Origin of the sequence: Exiguobacterium sp. s43 (genome assembly GCF_018617255.1) — a bacterium.
Taxonomy (GTDB): Bacteria; Bacillota; Bacilli; order Exiguobacteriales; family Exiguobacteriaceae; genus Exiguobacterium; species Exiguobacterium profundum.
This window is the reverse complement of sequence record NZ_JACSJT010000001.1, coordinates 16,774-30,997: the sequence shown is the minus strand read 5'-3', so window position 1 is coordinate 30,997 and position 14,224 is coordinate 16,774. Positions and strand designations below refer to the sequence as shown.

Here is a 14,224-nt window from a genome sequence, read left to right as displayed (position 1 = left end):
AAAAACCAGCCTAAATTCAGGCTGGCTTCGCGATTTGTTAATTGTTTGCAACTTCTCCGGCTTTCGTACGGACCGATTGCATCGCTTCCGTCCATGGAAGGAGTTGGTCGAGCATATCGTTTACCGATTGTGCTTGAACGTCTTTCGGAGCGAAATGCGTACCGTTCTCGAAGTCCGTGAAGAGTGAGAGTGCAGGATGGACACGTACGTGAGCGATTGACAATTCACTCAAAATGCCCCGTAAATGTTCTGTTGCCCGTGCTCCACCAACAGAACCGTAAGAGACGATTCCGGCTGCTTTGTTGTTCCATTCGACGCGTAAGTAGTCGAGTGCGTTTTTAAGAGATGCTGAGATGGAATGGTTATACTCTTGGACGATGAAGATGAATCCGTCCATTTGCGCAATTTTCTCCGACCAGGCCGCTGCGCCAGATGCGTCCTGACCCGCTTCGCCGAGAAGTGGCAAGTTGTAGTCTGCGATGTCGATGACTTCATAGTTGGCATCGCCACGTTTGTCGGCGAGTTCTTTCACCCATTCCCCGACTTGTGGACTGACGCGACCTTCACGAGTTGATCCGAGTACGATTCCGATGTTTAACATAGTAGTTCCTCCTTGGTTATGTTGTGATGCATCTGATTTTCCAAACAAGCGATTTAAGAAACTCATTTCATGCCCTCATATTCTTTCTCAAATGTTTTCGTGCTTCTGACCGTATCGATTGGTCGTACCATCGCCTCGATTTGCGAACGTTTCGCTTCGAGGAACGGCGGGAGTGACAACTTCTCACCGACCGTCTCGTACGGCTCGTCTCCCATGAATCCAGGTCCATCTGTCGCCCATTCGAACAAAATTTGCGGCGCGACACGTGCATAGGATGATTCAAAGAAGAAGCGATCGACGTAGCCAGAAGTCGGCAAACCGAACTGTTGGAGACGTGCTGTCCATTCATCGAGGACGCTACGGTCTTCGACACGGAATGCGACATGGTGCACGGTACCGAACCCTTGACGCGCTTGTGGAGATGTCTCGTCGTGAATGACGATCACTTGCGCTCCGTTTCCACCTTCACCTCCTTCAAAGAGATACACATCACCTTCTCGCCCGATCTCTTTAAACAGCATCACTTGCTCCATCACTTGTTTGAAATATGTGATATCTGCGATGCGAATAAAGATTGGACCGAGTCCCGTAATCGCGTATTCAAGCGGGATTGGACCGTTCTTCCACGGCTCGCCCGACGCGATGCCTTCGTTGAACTCATCCGAGATGAGTTGATACGCCTGCTCATCAAAGTCGATGAACGAGAGCGTCTTCTTCCCGAACTGTTCTTGAATCCCTTCGTGCTCGACACCGAGACGGTCGAATCGACGGACCCAATACGTCAACGCTTCATCTGTCGGTACGCGGAACGACGTCTTCGCGATTTCATTTGTTCCGTGCTTACCTTTCGGGATACCTGGGAAGTCGAAGAAGGTCATGTCTGTCCCTGCGTTTCCTTTATCGTCCGCAAAGAATAAGTGATACGTTTGAATGTCGTCCTGGTTGACCGTTTTTTTCACCAAACGCATGCCTAACACGTGAGTGAAGAAATCGTAGTTTTTTTCGGCACTACTCGTGATTGCTGTGACGTGGTGAATTCCTTTAACATGATTCATCATTCTCTCTCCTTTTATATCTTGATTTCAAGATACATGATTAAAATTTTTTGCGGCTTCTGCCCGCTTTCCTATTTGTTTCAACTGTTCAATCGTTTCGTTTAATTGCATCCCTTCAAACACAGCGTTCATATGCTCCGTATGCTTAGGGAAAATATCTTGCATCAAACGCTCTCCGTCATCTGTCAGCGCAGCGTATGTGATGCGACGATCGCTCGGACAAGCCTTACGAATGAGATATCCTTTTTCTTCTAACCGGTCCACGACGTACGTCATGCTTCCGCTCGAGAGGAGAATTTTCTTCCCGATGACTTGAATCGGTTGATCCCCTTTATGATATAAAAACTCGAGTACGGCGAACTCGGTCGCGTTTAACCCGTAAGACGCCACTTCCTGCTTCACCAGGTCTTGTAACGACTGAGAGGCACGTAACAGCACAGTAATTGTTTTTAGTGCATCAGATGGTTCCATCTGTCTCCCTCCTTTGTCCAAGAGAGCCATTAACTTAAATTCAAATATCTTTAATTCGAGATAAATATATCATGCGACAATTCTTCCGTCAATCGATTTGATTCAAAAAAATGAGACGGGTTGTTCCCATCTCATTCTCCTCGCCGAATCACAGCCATTTCGCGACCGAATCGATGGCCTTCATCAACAAATCCTAGGCTTCCATATAAGTGATGCGCTGCCTCGTTCTCGGGGTGATAGCCAACGACAATCGGTTTCCCCTCGCCGATTTCTTCAAGCATCAGCTCTGCCGCCTGTCGACCAATCCCTTTGCCTTGATGAGCATGGTCGATCATGATTCGGTAAATCCACCATGCATCCAACTCTTCAAGCTCTGTATTGTACATGAGGAAACCGACCATCGTCTCGTCCTCATAAATTGCGCGCGGGCGTAGCGTCGGTTCGTACATCGCTTGAAGTAACGAAATCGCATTCGGCTCCATATACGACTGTTGTTGGTCACTTAATGCCAATTGACAGCATGTATACCAATTTTGTGCATCGATCGGACGTAGTGAAATCATGTCTTTCTCCTTTAGTCATATGTCTCATTTAAGTTTCTTGCATAAAATGCAATGGCACGCCGGTACCGCGCGATGCTCTCGTCCGCTTTCGGACTTGCAAGCAGTTCAAGTAACGTTCCCGTCGCTTCTTCATGGCGACCGACGTTGTAATGGGTCATCGCTTGAAATACCTTGAGCGCCCCGTGATTCGGGAATTGCTCAATCGCCTCTTTAAATAACTGTTCCGCCTCTGCGTATCGTCCGAGTGCCCGATACGTACTGCCGAGTCCGAGATATGATTCCGCCAACTCTTCCCCCGTCAACCCGAGTCGGATGGCCCGTTCATAATGCGGGACCGCTTGACGTTCTTCACCGAGCGAGTCATAGCACCACGCACAGTACGCATGTAGCCTCGGATTCTTTTCATCTTTCCGCAAGAGCGACAAGAACAGTTGCTTCGCCTGCTCGAGTTGTCCCTCCTCACGGAGACGAACGGCTCGATCAAACTCATTCTCTTCTGTCACGTCGGTCCCCTCCTGTGCGAATTCTTGATCTAACCATGCTTGTAACGTTTCATAATACTTACCGATATGTACTCCATCGACGAGTGCATGATGGGCTTGGACGGATAACGGCATAACCAGACGCTCGCCTTGACGTTCGAACTTGCCCCAGGCGATGCGCGGCACGCTGTCATGTTGTTGCTGATGCGTCGGGTGCATGATACTCGTGAACGTGACCCACGGAACACTCGTGATATACAGTAAGTCGTCGGGCTCGTCATCCCCGACCACGACTTTATCGGCAGCTCGCTCCATCCGCGTCGTCACTTCCTGTAAGAATGTCGGTAAATCTTCATAGAACGTAGCCGCACAAAAGTTGAAGACATCCTCGTCTAACATGACCGTGAACGAAGGGTGGACCACCTCGTGTTCGACGACCTCTTCACCACGGATACGATAGCGCAATTCCGGAGTCGCGTTCGCCGCTCTCACCGCACCGTATAAAAAGAGTTTGAAGAACGATTGATTGCTCTCCTTTGCATATGTATATAGGTTCGTGACATCTACGTTTGCCGTCACGTTGAAATGTGGCGCATCAAACGCTTTGAAAAACTCGAAGTGCTTACGTCGTGCCCACGTCTCAATTTCAATTTTTTTCATAAAAACTCCCCCTCCTACGCTCTTACTGTAGCAGAGAGAGTGAATTCGCTCATAGCTTTTGTTTTAACTGTTCGTAATGTCCTTTTGCCAAATCAAAGTAGATGAAGTCTCCACGTTCGATTCGTTCGAGTGTCGCTTTGAATTCACGCCATCCACGTTCGACCTGTTCAGGTGTCAGCTCGCCGCTCTTGGTCGCCTCTTCAAACTCATCCTCATCCTTTTTGACAATATCTCCGTTCGGAAACACAAGAATATCGAGCAATAAGTCATCCATATAAGGGATACCCTCTTCTTCGCCGATTCGGTCAACGAGGTCGATATACCACTGCACGATTTCGCCTTCCGGATTGATCATCGCTGTCACACCGAACGGTTCATTGTCCGGGAAATATTGGAGCCAAGCAAACCCGGCATCCGCCACGATGAATTCTTCCCCTTTATGCTTTTTATATAATGGTGCCCGAACCTCATCGATTTGGAATAAGGCGACGACGCCTGAAAATTGTTCCGTCTGAACACGAATTTGCGCGTAGCGGTTCTTTAAAATCCGTTCCCAGTCTCGTCGATTCGCATACTTTCGTTTTGCCATATGGATCTCCCCTTTGGTCATCTCTGTATGATACAGTTCGCCAGAAGAAAGAAAGTTCCTTGTTAGTCATACAGGTTATGCTGATTGAACCAGACGAGATGACTTTGCTTCAAGCGTTTCCGCTCGACCATACGGACGAACGCGTCTGTCGAGATGAAACGGTTCCCGGGATGGAGGTCGGCCAGCATCAAGAGGATGAGGCGTGAACCTCGCTCTCCCTCTTGAAGAGAGATATGTTCCATCTTCCCTTCTCCGTTGAAGCGGTTGATGAACAGCTCGACTTTACACTCTTCTTTTAAGAGTCGGATCGTCACATATGCGACTTGGCTGATGATCGACTCGAAGTCGTGATGTAACGTGTAGCCGGACGGCCCACTCAAATCTACTGCGAACGTGAACGTATCGAGCGATGTCTTTTGAAAGACTTTCGACTGGACTCGTCCAAGTTTTGCCGTCGCGACCCAGTCAATCTCTTTTACCGGTTCCCCTTCATAAGGCTTTGACCCCAGAACCTGCAGTGGATTCCGAAGTGGTGATGCGGTCAAAGGCCGGTCACCAAGCGCTAAACGTTTCGTGCCGACCGGTGGGTGTAACGTAAGGGACGGTAATACCGTCCACCGCTTCTCGATGGGGCACTCGAGTAAGTACGTCCCGAGATGAAATGGGAGCGTCACAGCAAGTATGCATTCTTCGATGTAGGCAGGACCTCGGAATTCGGCTTGAATGTGAAGCATCTGACGAGCCTGATCTGTCCGTAATGTCAAATCCAAACTATTCGGGGACCGGTCGTGGGCTGGAAAACTGAGCGCTGTATTGGATTTCAGCCGAACACGAACCGGAAGCCCGAGTCGTTCGACGACTTCACTTCCATCTAAAATCAGTTGTACCTCCGTCTCATCCCCGACAAAGAGAAGGGATTCATGGCTATGTATGTGAAGCCGAAGAGCTTGTTCCAACTGTTTCCGTGTCCGTTCAAAGAACCAAACGATGCCCGCAAGTAAACAAAGCGCATATCCGACAATCTCCATGTACGGGACGAATACGAGAATCACCCCAGCGAATCCATAAACCGGAATCCATTGTTTCTGTAGGGCGTTATGTGTCGAGAAGGTCATCTTCAGCCCTCTACCGGCACAGAGACGGTGTCTAAGATGTAACGGATAATGTCCTGTTTCGTCGATTTGATGCCTCCTTCAAGCGTCAACGTCAAACGATGGGACAAGACATAAGGTGCCACGGCTTTCACATCTTCCGGAATGACGTACAATCGATCGTTCAGATAGGCATAACTTTGAGACGCTCGCATGAGCGCGATGGCTCCACGTGGACTGACACCGACCTCGACGGATGCATGTTCCCGGGTCGCGTGAACGAGCCCGAGTAAGTAATCGAGGACATCATCTTGAATCGATACTTGCTTCACTTCCTCCTGAGCACGGCGTAACTCGTCTAACGTCGCAACCGCCTCTACGGTTTTCCTCGTTTGGCGCATCACTTGTAAGAGGAGTTCTCTCTCTTCCGCAACATCAGGATAACCGACTGGAATCGAAATCAAGAAGCGATCGAGTTGGGCATCCGGTAAGGAGAACGTCCCCGCTGATTCAATCGGGTTTTGCGTCGCGATGACGAAAAATGGTTTCGGCATCGGATATGTCTCTCCCCCGATGGAAACTTGTCGTTCTTCCATCGCCTCAAGCAAGGCGGACTGCGTTCGTGGAACCGCTCGGTTGATTTCATCAATCAAGACGATGTTCGCAAAGATTGGTCCTTGGCGATGATCGAACGTCTGCGTCTGCATGTTGAAATAGTCTGCTCCGATCACATCAGACGGTAACAAGTCGGCCGTGAATTGAATCCGGGAAAACACCCCGTCGAAGCTAGCCGCAATTGTTTTGGCAAGTAACGTTTTTCCCGTGCCTGGCACATCTTCTAATAGAATATGTCCTTCCGCGAGTAACGCCGTACAACAGAGGCGTACGACATCCTCTTTTCCTAAATACACTTCGTTCAACTGTTTGATGACCTGCTCCATGCCCATATGACGACCTCCATTTTTTGTCTTAATCAAACTTTACCTTTTTATGGTAAGATAAACAACAAATAGTCTGAAAATTCAAAAGGAGGTACCCTCTTGCGCTGGACGAACAAGTTTCTTCTCATGATTGTCGCCACACTCCTCGGCACCTTTACGATAATGGTGATTGCGACGAGTGTATTCGAGTGGCTCTATAACCCGGAAACGATACCGGTCGAGGAAAGTCATAGTCTTCCAACTGATCTCCTATCGGATGAGGATGATGGAATTTTAATTGGTGAATCCAAAGCAGATTACCCGTTTGAATTGGATCCTCAAAAAGGAAAACATCACTTTTTTGAGAGAATCACGGGATCTGGAGAATCAACACGACGAAATCTCGGACTATTCGTCGCTTTGATCGCATTCTGTTGCTTCAGTTTCTATGTCTATCGAAAACGAAAACGGCATTTGACGAACGCACGAGATGATGATGATTCAAGCATAGACCCGCTTGTAGAATCGCTACAACACAAGAACGCCTCGTCCGTTTCGACGCTCACAGCGTTCACGAACGTCCCGATTCGCGATGCACTGATCACATTCAACCAATCTCTCGTACCAGTCAAGCGATTGCGTGCTCATGAGACATTGGAAGAGTGGTTCCAACGCATCGATTTACCGATGAACCCGTCCGTTTATCATGCGGTTCGCTACGGCACCTCTTCAGGTGTGACGATTTCTGAAGAAGATACACTTCACTTCAAGAGAACACTCGATACCTACGCGACACGTCCTCACCCCGAGTGAGAATGTGCACAGGTTCTGCTTTTTCATCATGAATGATAAAATGGTGGAAAATGTCAGTTAAGGGGATGGAAACATGAAACGATGGGCGATATTCGGATTAAGTGCACTTTTACTCACGGGTTGTACAGATACGGTGGCAGACAATCCAATCCCAATCGAATCACCCGATGAACCCATCACCGAATGGACGCGTGAGGACTTTAAAGACGTCTATGACCAATACGAACAAACGAAACCGCTCCTTACTGCCCTTGAACAACAAGGAATCAAACCGTTTCGGGAGACGTTCGAACGGGTCATCATCGCCGGCAACGGTCTCGAGCATACGTATGCGGATATTTATCCATTTAAGCTCGATGACGGGACGTATGCTACCATTTTCGATAGTCAGGACGGAACGGTGATCAATGGTTCTGAGTCGGTCGCTCCGCTATTTTGGCAAGAGGAATCCTTCCTTCAATACGTCGAAGAGATTGAAAATCGGAAATTCGGTACAAGTGCCCCACCTACCGATGTCGTCCTCACGCAGGATGAATTCCAAACGGTCTATGACCGCCATGCCTACACGTCAGCCCTCCTCGTCGAACTCGATGAAGCGGGCGTCGAACTGGCACGGGAGCCAATCGATGACGTGATCATTGCCGGGAACGGCGTGACCGAAGTCACTGCCGACTTGTTCGTATTCGATGTCGAGAGCGGGTATGCCATCGTATATGATCAGGACGGAGAAATTTTAAAAGGCCCCGAATCCATCTCACCGCTCTTTTGGAACGAGAAGGACTATGTGGACCTGTTAGCCAAGAATGAAAGTTAATGCGTATCACGTTGTAACTTACGATATTCCAGCAACAACTTGAGCCATTGTGCCGGTTTGTCGCTGGAATCTTTTTTGTCCCGACGATGTGCTGTGACGTAGGTGTGCCATGAGATGGCCCGATACACGCATCCCAATTCCTCCGCAATCTTCATATGACGCTCGAGTATTTCTGTTGGCGCGACGTGTCTCCATTCTTTCAAATAAACCTTTCGTAACTCATGGATTTTCTCTATCCATAATGTATCGTCTTCTTCCGGCAATAAATCGAACAAGATGTTCCAAAAGACACGCATGCTAAAGAATGGATGTGTGATTGTCGCATCTCCCCAATCGAGAATCACCGGTTGATTGCTTTCAGGCTCCCAGAAAATATTCCCTCCATGCAAATCGCCGTGATCGAGACTCATCGGTATACCACTTTCTAGTTCTTCACACATCGACAGAAGTTCAGGTTTTAGTGCCAACACTTCTTCCCGCTGCACCCGCTCCAGATTTAGACTCATCTCAACGAACGTCGATTCGATTTCCTCCCTGAGCATAGACGGACGACGGTCTGGAACCCCCATTTTTAAAAGTTGCTCCGTCTCACCACTCATTCGTTGCTGTAATTTGGCATACTCTCGTAGCGCAACCTCATACTGTTCCTGATCAGGTACATCACGTAACGGGTGACCGGAAACTTTTCGCACGATGAACCATGGATGAACCGGATGCACAGCGACTACGTCTGGCACGAGCCCAGGCAACATATGAGCAAGATATTGTGACAACATTCCTTCACTCTGACTGATTGAAGTGACCGCTTTAGCATAGACGCCATTGCCATGAACCAGATACGTCAAATCCGTATCTTTTTCTAGATGCCACGTCTCATTCGAAATATATTCATCAATCCACTGATCAAACTCATGCTTGAGATCAGTGTTTTCCCAGAAAACAGATAGTTGTTCCATATTCGTCCCCTTCCAATTTATGCTATACTCAAATCAATAAACGACCACTAGGGGAGCCTTCGGGCTGAGACGGCATTTGCCGGACCCTTTGAACCTGATCTGGCTCATACCAGCGTAGGGAAGTGGCTTGGAATACGTCTCTGTATGTCCACGCCATTTTTCCGTCTGGAAACGTGGCGTTTTTATTTTGAAAGGAGACTATTCATGCGTATTCAACAACTCACTTGGATGGCGATGCTCGTTGCCATCGCCGTCGTCGGTTCGATGTTCATCTCGATTCCTACAGGTGTCGCCCGCGCTTATCCGATTCAACATATGGTGAACGTGATTGCCGCAGTCACCGTCGGTCCAATCGGAGCCGTTCTCGTCGCTTTCGTCACCGGACTCATTCGCGTCATGACCGGTACAGGATCACTGCTCGCATTCCCTGGTGGCATGATTGGCGCGTTTCTTGCCGGCATTTTCTTCGTTCGCACGAACCGCGTCTATGCGGCCGCTCTCGGAGAAATCATCGGGACCGGCGTCATCGCTTCGTTGATTGCTGTCCCGTACGCAAAACTGTTGATGGGTTCGACGTTCGGTGCATTTTTCTTTGTCCCGGCGTTCCTTGCCTCTAGTTTGACGGGCGCGCTTCTCGGTTGGCTCGTCTTGTCGCGTGTCAAACAGTTGCGACCGAGCGTACTCAAATAAAAGCTCCCTTTTTGGATGAAAATGGTAAACTATAGACAACATCTACAGAGGAGGGGTTTTATGTCTCGTTTCAATCAACTTGTAGCGGGTGGTATTTTGTTGTTTTGTCCGGACTCTTATATACGCTCGAACGCATCGCACTCTACATACGTTGGTACGCCGAAATCTCAACCGGGAGCTGGTTGGAAAAACCGTCGTTTGTCGATCCATTTCTCCAAAACTGGTTCGTTACCTTGTTTCTCTTTGCCGCTATCCCCTTCTTCTTGGCAGCTATGAATGTCACGCAAAAAATAAGTCCATCCGAGAATCCGACCGACTCATGACGGTCGGTTTTCTGTATGATAGACCCAAATCGCTTCACCATTCCATTCATCGATTAAGCCGCTGTCGACAAAGCCGTTCTTCGCATAAAATCGTTTTGCGACTTCATTCTCTTGATGGAGACTGAGGATGATATCATCCACGTCGTATTGTGTCTGGATGAATTCCACTGCCATGCGTAGGCACTTCGTTCCAATGCCTTTCCCCTGTTCGTTTTGATCAATCATGAAACGGTCGAGCCACATGTAACGTTCTGACTGGTTTTCCGCTCCGACCATCATGAAGCCAACCGGTCGCTCGCCTTCATAAAATGCAAAGCTCTGCCAATTGTATTTCGTATCCTCAATCATCTCTCGAAGGGATTCGGCATTCGTCTCGATGAATCGAGATTGTTTCTCGTCCACTGTCAGGGCGATGACCGCCTCTCGATTGACTGCATCAACCGGTTGAATCGTGATTTCGTTTACTTTCATACATTCACCTCATTGATTTTCTCTCTTCCATACGATTTCTCCCGTAAAAAGTTTCTTCTCCCGTATCTTCGAAGGCTTGTATTCGCTACACTAACAATAGAAAAGGAGGGGATCTTATGTTCCGAATCGGAAGTATCTTTATTCCCGTATCAGATGTAGAACAGTCTCTGAACTGGTATACAACTTATTTTCATGCCCAAGAAATCGGGCGCTGGGAAGGGGGCATCGGAATCTGTCTGCCAGATGGCTCAACTCAACTCGGATTGATTCAAACTACTTCAACGCAACCCACAACATTTAAGGATGCGTCCGGACAAGCCCATGTTTATTTCAATATCATCTGTGAAGACATCCAGCTCGCGTATCAATCGTTCGAACAAGCAGGGTTAATTGCGACCCCGCTTCACGATTTCGGTGGTATGTCCTGTTTTGACGTACGAGACCCGGATGGACATACGATCAGCCTCATCTCAGAAGAATTGACTTCCCCGTTCCACCGTGATCGAGTGAAAGAGTTGCAAACGAAAGGAAACAACCAATGAAACAAATCCATCATATCTGTATCCAAACCCCGGATTATGCCGCATCGAAGTCATTTTACGAAGCGCTCGGTTTTGAACTCGTCCAGGAGTCGCCAAACTTTCATACGCGTGACTTCAACAGTTGGCTCAAGCTCGGTGATTTTTATATTGAGCTCCAGACTGCTAAAGCGGATGAAACGTTACAAGACTACTCGAAACATGCGGCCGGTCCCGTCCATTTCGCCCTCTATGTAGATGACCTCAAAGCGGAAGTCGCACGACTCGAACAACTCGGCGTCACGTTTTTACCGAAGCACGGTGGCAACATCTACTTCGTCGTCGATGGACATTTAAGTAAATTAAAAGCACCGGAAGGAACCATCATTGAACTGCGTGATACGTTCGAGATTACATAATCAGAGCTTCACAGTTATCCAACAAAACCAGGTCCATGTTTGCATGGGACCTGGTTTTGTTATGCACTCTTAAAGACATAGATGTCCTATTTGAAGTAAAACGAATATATCACCTCGGTCATGAAAGCTCACGATTTTTTCTAAATGACCGTTGAAGTGAAATGAATTGTGCGACCAGAAGTAACCCATTTGAAAGAAGTGTCATTGCTAACAAGTCCACCCAAGAGTAAACCACTACACCCGTCACCTTTAATGCTATTGCCACTCCAGCAAACAAAACAGCAAACTTCGATGTAGAACCAATCAGTTTCCTTAGTTCCATTTTATATTCAGATTTCTCAACAACGTTTGCATACTCCATACCTGAGACAATATAACGAATCCATACATAGAGACTTAGAATTGCTATAACACTCAATAAAATATATGAAGACTCAGTGTTGAATATACCTGAAAATCTATTCAATAGAACGACTACTCCCAAAAATCCAATGAACAAAACGAAAGCCTCGGCTATAAAGTACAACATCCGCCTTTCTTTATATTCGTCATTTGGTAAAAACATTGTGACCCATGATTCTTTCATCTTTTACTCCTCCCAGAATAAATCATTTAGAGTGACGCCCAGAACCCTCGCAATGGCAATACAGAGTTTCAAAGAGGGATTATATTTATTCGATTCGATCAAACCGATTGTCTGTCTAGTCACACCGATCGCCTCTGCCAAATCGGTTTGAGTAAGATTCTTTTCTACTCGATGTTCTTTTACTCTATTTCCCATGTCTGTCTCCTAATTTAGTTGTGCAATACCTAAAATGTAATATATATATTCCATTAACGCAATATATATATTACATATTTTTGATTACGAATGAATCTCCATCACACTTTCTACGTTTTCTCTGTTCATAAGAAAGGAAAGGATACAGTAACTACATTTTGAGTTAGGAGATCACTAATGAAATATCTCGATTATTGGAGCTACTTGTCACTCTCTCTGGCAAAGCTCTTCTTTTTTAGCTGGTTGACCGCGACGGCGTTCGACTTCTCGTTTTTCCTCATCAATTTGGCGACGATTTTGCTCCTGACGAGTTGGGCACTCGCCGTGTCTTATCCGATCCGCCGATGGATTTTATACGTTTCTCTGTTCCTGCACAGTACCCTGCTCGTCTCGGACGTCTGGTACTATCGCTATTTTGAAGACTTATTATCCGTCGCCTTACTATCTGATATCGGGCAGATGGGAGATGTCGGGGGTGGCTTCTTGACGCTCATCCGCCCAATCGATGCGTTCTTCTTCATCGACCTCATCATCTACGGTTTGATTTTGCGTTATATGAAACGTCATCCTGTCCGTGAAGGGAAGCGGAACGGAAGACGATTGGCGCTCGCTGGCTTCGCACTCGGATTCCTTCTCTTCACAATCCCGCTCACCCTCAGTTTTCAGCGTGGAGAAAAGTGGATCGCAGATGACCCCATCTCGAATATGCGTGAATACTATCATCTTGGATTTTGGGGCTATCACGCGATGGATGTCGCCCGAGGCGTCGAACGTGCTATGGGATGGAACGAAGCCCTGACAGACGAAGAGCGTTCTCAAATTCAAGCACTCTCTTATCAAGAATTAAGTGCCCCAAGTCCAGATACGAACGTTATCGTTTTACAACTCGAATCATTCCAAACATCCGTCATCGATCAACAGATTGATGGACAGGAACTGACCCCGAATTTGAACCGACTGCGACGTGACATGCTTTACTTCCCGAACGTGTATCATCAAACGCATGAAGGGCGAACGTCTGATGCAGAGTTCATCGTCAACACGTCACTTTATCCTGTCAAATCTGGTTCCGTCTACACGCGTTTCCCGGGAAATCAATTCAGCGCGCTCTCTCAATCCTTGAATGAGGCGGGCTACGATACGGCAGCCATGCATTCGTTCCGAAAAGACTTTTGGAATCGCGATGACTTTTATGACAATATCGGGTTCAATCATTTCTTTAGCGACAAAGACTACCCCGATCAAGGAATCATCGGGATGGCACTCAACGATCAGGAATTCTTAAATACGTCGGTCGGATTTATGGAAGAGTTGGATGAACCATTTTACGCATTTTTAGTCGCTTTAACGAGTCATACACCGTACGATATCCCGGAAGACGAGAAGCGGTTGGACCTATCTGATATCGACGATCCCCTTCTCGAAAACTATTACCATACCGTTCATTTCGTCGATGCCGCTGTCGGTCAGTTCATCGAACGATTGAAACAAGATGGTTTCTGGGATGAGACGCTTCTCGTCATGTATGGTGACCACGATAGCGGTCTGACGGCACCAGGAGAAGAGATGGCTACCCTCGAAGAAGTGAACTCGACGGTTGACGCGTTTCAACTTGACCGTGCTGTCCCTCTCTTCATCAAACCACCTGGACCGACGACAGGAGAAGTCATGGAGGCGAGTGGTGGACAAATCGATATCGCCCCGACGATTCTCGATTTACTTGGAATCTCTCCAGCATATATGCTTGGCGACTCCTTATTGAATGATACGTCAAATCTAACCGTCTTTCGGACGGGCGCTTTCCGATACGAAGATCATTACTATGAACCAGACTTGACCGAACGTGCTGGTAACGGCACATGCTATTCCATTGAGACGGAAGAACAAGTCGCATTCGATCGATGCGCCCCTTACATCGACCGCGCGGCCAGTCAGCTCCGGCTCTCGGATACCATCATCGAGAAAGATGCCCTCTCGCAAATGAGTCCATGAAAAAACTCCCGAGCA

Annotated in this window: 18 protein-coding genes and 1 riboswitch; of the genes, 6 read left to right on the top strand and 12 right to left on the bottom strand. The window is 47.7% G+C overall.

Going from position 1 to position 14,224, the window contains the following annotated elements; translation table 11 throughout:
* Positions 1-37: 37 nt before the first annotated feature.
* From KNO79_RS00210 to KNO79_RS00175, 8 genes are all read right to left on the bottom strand, one after another.
* Entirely contained in the window at positions 38-667 is a 630-nt protein-coding gene (locus KNO79_RS00210) for an NADPH-dependent FMN reductase (protein WP_374193977.1), read from the bottom strand.
* Positions 664-1,656 carry a ring-cleaving dioxygenase gene (locus KNO79_RS00205; protein WP_041917956.1) on the bottom strand — a complete coding sequence of 331 codons (993 nt, stop codon included), beginning with the start codon at positions 1,654-1,656 and terminating at the stop codon, positions 664-666. Before KNO79_RS00205 ends, KNO79_RS00210 begins: the two co-directional genes overlap by 4 nt.
* A gap of 27 nt (positions 1,657-1,683) precedes the next feature.
* Complete coding sequence (locus KNO79_RS00200; RefSeq protein WP_031421914.1) at positions 1,684-2,127, bottom strand: MarR family winged helix-turn-helix transcriptional regulator; 444 nt, start codon at positions 2,125-2,127, stop codon at positions 1,684-1,686.
* A gap of 131 nt (positions 2,128-2,258) precedes the next feature.
* Positions 2,259-2,690 (bottom strand): GNAT family N-acetyltransferase, encoded by a 432-nt coding sequence (locus tag KNO79_RS00195; RefSeq protein ID WP_214690350.1) that lies wholly within the window; start codon positions 2,688-2,690, stop codon positions 2,259-2,261.
* Between the two features lie 11 nt (positions 2,691-2,701).
* Entirely contained in the window at positions 2,702-3,832 is a 1,131-nt protein-coding gene (locus KNO79_RS00190) for a tetratricopeptide repeat protein (RefSeq protein ID WP_196431410.1), read from the bottom strand.
* 49 nt (positions 3,833-3,881) lie between these two features.
* Positions 3,882-4,421 carry a ribonuclease FAU-1 family protein gene (locus KNO79_RS00185; protein ID WP_214690349.1) on the bottom strand — a complete coding sequence of 180 codons (540 nt, stop codon included), beginning with the start codon at positions 4,419-4,421 and terminating at the stop codon, positions 3,882-3,884.
* 62 nt (positions 4,422-4,483) lie between these two features.
* Entirely contained in the window at positions 4,484-5,536 is a 1,053-nt protein-coding gene (locus tag KNO79_RS00180) for a DUF58 domain-containing protein (RefSeq protein ID WP_214690348.1), read from the bottom strand.
* 2 nt (positions 5,537-5,538) lie between these two features.
* Positions 5,539-6,459, bottom strand: a complete 921-nt coding sequence (locus KNO79_RS00175; protein ID WP_214690347.1) for an AAA family ATPase — start codon at positions 6,457-6,459, stop codon at positions 5,539-5,541.
* A 93-nt stretch (positions 6,460-6,552) separates the two neighbouring features.
* Here KNO79_RS00175 and KNO79_RS00170 point away from each other — a divergent pair, with 93 nt between their 5' ends.
* Positions 6,553-7,245, top strand: a complete 693-nt coding sequence (locus tag KNO79_RS00170; RefSeq protein WP_214690346.1) for a hypothetical protein — start codon at positions 6,553-6,555, stop codon at positions 7,243-7,245.
* Positions 7,246-7,318: 73 nt separating this feature from the next.
* On the top strand, positions 7,319-8,059 hold the full coding sequence (locus KNO79_RS00165; RefSeq protein WP_074035399.1) for a hypothetical protein: 741 nt from the start codon (positions 7,319-7,321) through the stop codon (positions 8,057-8,059).
* Here KNO79_RS00165 and KNO79_RS00160 read toward each other — a convergent pair.
* Positions 8,056-9,015, bottom strand: coding sequence for an aminoglycoside phosphotransferase family protein (locus KNO79_RS00160; protein WP_214690345.1), 960 nt, complete (start codon positions 9,013-9,015; stop codon positions 8,056-8,058). The genes KNO79_RS00165 and KNO79_RS00160 overlap by 4 nt on opposite strands.
* A gap of 39 nt (positions 9,016-9,054) precedes the next feature.
* Positions 9,055-9,153: riboswitch (TPP riboswitch) on the top strand.
* 66 nt (positions 9,154-9,219) lie between these two features.
* Here KNO79_RS00160 and thiW point away from each other — a divergent pair.
* Complete coding sequence (gene thiW, locus KNO79_RS00155) at positions 9,220-9,705, top strand: energy coupling factor transporter S component ThiW (RefSeq protein ID WP_047794734.1); 486 nt, start codon at positions 9,220-9,222, stop codon at positions 9,703-9,705.
* A gap of 317 nt (positions 9,706-10,022) precedes the next feature.
* On the opposite strand, the gene KNO79_RS00150 is transcribed toward thiW, so the two are convergent.
* Positions 10,023-10,499, bottom strand: coding sequence for a GNAT family N-acetyltransferase (locus tag KNO79_RS00150; protein ID WP_084543024.1), 477 nt, complete (start codon positions 10,497-10,499; stop codon positions 10,023-10,025).
* Positions 10,500-10,615: 116 nt separating this feature from the next.
* Between KNO79_RS00150 and KNO79_RS00145 the strand changes: the two genes are divergently transcribed.
* The gene (locus KNO79_RS00145; protein ID WP_074035394.1) at positions 10,616-11,041 is read left to right on the top strand and encodes a VOC family protein; all 426 of its coding nucleotides are present in this window, start codon (positions 10,616-10,618) and stop codon (positions 11,039-11,041) included.
* Positions 11,038-11,436, top strand: coding sequence for a VOC family protein (locus KNO79_RS00140; RefSeq protein ID WP_074035393.1), 399 nt, complete (start codon positions 11,038-11,040; stop codon positions 11,434-11,436). Before KNO79_RS00145 ends, KNO79_RS00140 begins: the two co-directional genes overlap by 4 nt.
* 118 nt (positions 11,437-11,554) lie before the next feature.
* Here KNO79_RS00140 and KNO79_RS00135 read toward each other — a convergent pair whose 3' ends face one another.
* The gene (locus KNO79_RS00135) at positions 11,555-12,022 is read right to left on the bottom strand and encodes a hypothetical protein (protein ID WP_196431414.1); all 468 of its coding nucleotides are present in this window, start codon (positions 12,020-12,022) and stop codon (positions 11,555-11,557) included.
* 3 nt (positions 12,023-12,025) lie between these two features.
* A complete protein-coding gene (locus KNO79_RS00130; RefSeq protein WP_031421892.1) occupies positions 12,026-12,217 on the bottom strand; it encodes a helix-turn-helix transcriptional regulator in 192 nt (63 codons plus the stop codon).
* Positions 12,218-12,394: 177 nt separating this feature from the next.
* On the opposite strand from KNO79_RS00130, the gene KNO79_RS00125 reads away from it, so the two are divergent.
* Complete coding sequence (locus KNO79_RS00125) at positions 12,395-14,209, top strand: LTA synthase family protein (RefSeq protein ID WP_214690344.1); 1,815 nt, start codon at positions 12,395-12,397, stop codon at positions 14,207-14,209.
* Positions 14,210-14,224: the final 15 nt, after the last annotated feature.